The sequence below is a fragment of the Rahnella sp. P4_A8 genome (assembly GCF_056402435.1).
Genome location: NZ_JBFUHK010000140.1, coordinates 1 through 3,475 on the forward strand (window position 1 = coordinate 1; position 3,475 = coordinate 3,475).

Genomic DNA, 3,475 nt, shown 5'->3' on the forward strand with positions numbered 1-3,475 from the left:
CATCTGGACGGCGGATTTTCAAAACTTGCGGTGTTGCGGTCATCAGGCAAAACTCCGGCATTGAGAGACAAGATATTGGGATCAGGTGCGGTAATGGGAGCATTAACGGCGGGGAACAAGAATAAGCGTAAAAGCGATGTGTTGCATCTGTTAAATAAAGTTCGTATTGAAATCAATGTGTCGAAAGGTTCATAGTGGGGACAGATTTTAGTCAGAGTGCTTACCGGTTCGCCGCTAAGCATGACCAAAAAAACAGGAGAACCATTATGGAAATCAGAGTTGTTGCCACTATTGTCGCTAAAAAAGAGTTTACGGCAAAAGTGACAGAAGCGTTGCTTGACGTAATTGAACCAAGCCGACAGGAAGTAGGGTGCCTGCAATATGAGTTGCATCAGGATCTCGATACAGAAGGGACTTTTGTTTTCTACGAGCGATGGGCCTCTGAAGAAGCGCTGAATCAGCACAACAAAACTGAACATTTCCAGCATTTTGCAAAAAGCCTGGAAGGTAAACTGGAGGAACTCACGATTCGCCGGTTGAAAAGTCTGGCCTGATGAGATTGAATCTTCAACAGTTTCTATAAAAAAACCCGCCGAGGCGGGTTTTTTTAGACTGAGTGGTCAGCGATTACTCGGCTGGCATCTCAGGTTTGGTGGCCGGGGCTGTTGCAGTGGTGGCTGCCGCATGGCCGCCTGCAGAGCCCTTACCCTCAAAGTTGAACTCAGGGCGAATCCAGTCACTGTGACGAGGTGGCTCTGGCACATAGGCAGGTGCTGGCGCCTTCGTCATTGGCGCGGTTGCGAGGTGCTTGAAGCGAGGTGCAACAACCGCAGCTTCAGTACCTGCCGGAGCGGCTGCGACTGGCGCAGTTTCCACAGCAGGTTTAACTTCAGCAACAGGTTCAGCTTTCACTTCGGGTTCGGCGACTGGCGCAGGTGCCTGAACTTCAGATGCAGCGAGAACATCTGTGGGTTCAACGATCGCAGGCTCGAGCGCTTCTGGCGCAACATCAACCACAGGTGTTTCTGCAACAGGTTCAGCTGTTGCCGGTTCGACCAGCACTGGCTCGTCGGCTACAGGTTGTGCAACGTCTGCTGCTGCGATTTCGGCCGGCACCTCTTGTGGTGCAGCGTCAACAACATCATTGACAGGCTCTGCGACTGGCTGTTGCGTAACTTCAGTGATGTCAGATATGACCGGTGTATTCGCCTGTGCAATCTCGACCTGCTCAGTCAGCACTTCAGGAGTTTCTGTTTCAGTAACCTGTTGTTCAGAGGACTGAGCAACCGGATAAGTGACCCAGACTTTACCCGAAGCCATTTCCGGAGAAACGAACGCACCTGCAAGTGGCATTGGTGACTGGGTCGGATAACGCTCATCACGATAACGACGACGACGTTGGCCGCTTACACGCAGATGGCGTGGAGAACGACGTGAACGACGTGGCATGCCATTTTCACGGGCGTTGTCATTCTGATTATCTTCGCTATCAGCAACGTTTGCGGTTTCAGCATCAGAAGGTTCCTGCTCAGCAATCGCTGGCGCCGCAGGGCGAGTGCCGGTGATCAATAACTGAGCTGCAGCTTCTTCTTCATGATCTACTTCTGCTTCAGATTCGAAACGGATTTTATGCGACAACTGACGACGCTGACGGCGCTGAGTTGGCTGACGATCTTCCTGCTCAGTGTCATCGGCAACCACCGGAGCAGCAACTTGTTCGACAACTGCGACATCCTGAACTTTCTCTTCAGTTTGTGGTTTACGCTTGTCTTCAGAACGGCGACGCGAACGTTCACGGCGAGGCTGTTGCTGCTGTTCTTCACGAGCGACAGTTTCAACTTCTTCGCTACGGGTTTCGGTAACAACCTGTTCCTGATTACGGCGGCCACGGCGCTGCTGATCATCACGCTGTTCGCGATTATTTTCGCGGGTATCACGGCTTTCACCACGATTATCACGATTGTTGTCACGACCTTCGCCACGTTCACCACGATTACCGCGGTCATTGCGCTCACCGCGTTCTCCGTTGCGATCACGACGTCCGCCCTGGCGGCGTTGATTACGGCGTTCGTTGTTACGACGGTTTTCCGTTTCAGTAGCTTCCGGCGTCTCTTGCGGTGCTTCAACAGGTTTAACTTCCTGCTGTGGCTCCGGTGCGAACAAGCTTTTCAAACCACTCAGAAGGCGGCTGACAAACCCTGATTTCTCAGCAACAGGTGTCGCAGGCGCATTAACTGTTGCCGTTCTGGTTTTAACCGGTTCTTCGGTCACTGCTGCCTGCTCAAAGCTGGATGGAGGCGCTTCGCTTTGCAGCGCAAACGCAGCCAGTGCCGGTTGCTCAGGACGACGACGTTCAGTCGGCAACTCTTCTGAAGGTTGCAGCATTTCCGCTTCATGAATCTGTGGCAGCAAATAGCTCAGTGCAGAAATTTCTTCGCCTTTACGAACGCGAAGAACATGGTAGTGCGGAGTTTGCATCTGATCGTTAGGCACGATCACTGCACGCACACCACCCTGACGTTTCTCGATGGCATTCACCGATTCACGTTTTTCGTTCAGCAAGTAAGAAGCGATTGGCACCGGAACGATGGCATGCACTTCTTTAGTATTTTCTTTCAGTGCTTCTTCTTCGATCAAGCGCAGAATCGACAGTGACAGAGATTCGTTGTCACGGACGGTACCAGTACCTGCACAACGCGGGCAGATATGGTGCGTTGATTCACCCAATGACGGGCTGAGGCGCTGACGGGACATTTCCAGCAAACCGAAACGGGAAATGCGACCGATTTGAATACGGGCGCGGTCCTGACGAACGGCATCACGCAGACGGTTTTCTACTTCGCGCTGATGGCGAACAGGTGTCATGTCGATGAAGTCGATAACAATCAGACCACCGAGGTCACGCAGGCGTAACTGACGGGCAATTTCATCTGCAGCTTCAAGGTTGGTGTTGAATGCGGTTTCTTCGATATCGCCGCCGCGGGTTGCACGCGCGGAGTTGATGTCGATAGCGGTCAGCGCTTCGGTGCTGTCGATAACAATAGAGCCACCGGAAGGCAGACGGACTTCGCGCTGGAAAGCGGATTCAATCTGCGATTCGATTTGGTAATGACTGAACAGCGGAATTTCGCCAACATACGGCTTAATTTTGCTGCTGAAATCAGGACGACCCAGAGCAGCAATATGTTCTTTTGCCAGCTCGAGGACTTTCGGGTTATCGATGAGGATCTCACCGATGTCCGGGCGCAGGTAATCACGAAACGCACGAACGATAACGTTGCTTTCCTGATGGATCAGGAATGGCGCAGGGCGGCCTTCAGCGGCTTTCTTGATCGCATCCCAATGCTTAAGACGGAAAGTCAGGTCCCACTGCAGAGCTTCTGCGGATTTACCGACACCGGCAGTACGCACAATCAGTCCCATGCCATCAGGCAGTTGCAGGGAAGACAAGGCTTCTTTCAGTTCAGTACGGTCA

At 52.5% G+C, this 3,475-nt stretch carries 3 protein-coding genes; 2 read left to right on the forward strand and 1 reads right to left on the reverse strand.

The features are described 5' to 3' along the window. On the forward strand, positions 1–195 hold a 195-nt coding region (locus AC1DUO_RS23735; protein WP_477989046.1), incomplete at its 5' end, for a hypothetical protein. Positions 196–266: 71 nt separating this feature from the next. Then, entirely contained in the window at positions 267–554 is a 288-nt protein-coding gene (locus AC1DUO_RS23740; protein WP_013576254.1) for a putative quinol monooxygenase, read from the forward strand. Positions 555–627: 73 nt separating this feature from the next. Here AC1DUO_RS23740 and rne read toward each other — a convergent pair. After that, on the reverse strand, positions 628–3,475 hold a 2,848-nt coding region (gene rne, locus AC1DUO_RS23745; protein ID WP_477989048.1), incomplete at its 5' end, for a ribonuclease E.

Excerpts from the sequence above, each read along its gene's own strand:
- AC1DUO_RS23740 (WP_013576254.1), top strand. The coding sequence starts at position 267 with ATGGAAATCAGAGTTGTTGCCACTATTGTCGCTAAAAAAGAGTTTACG.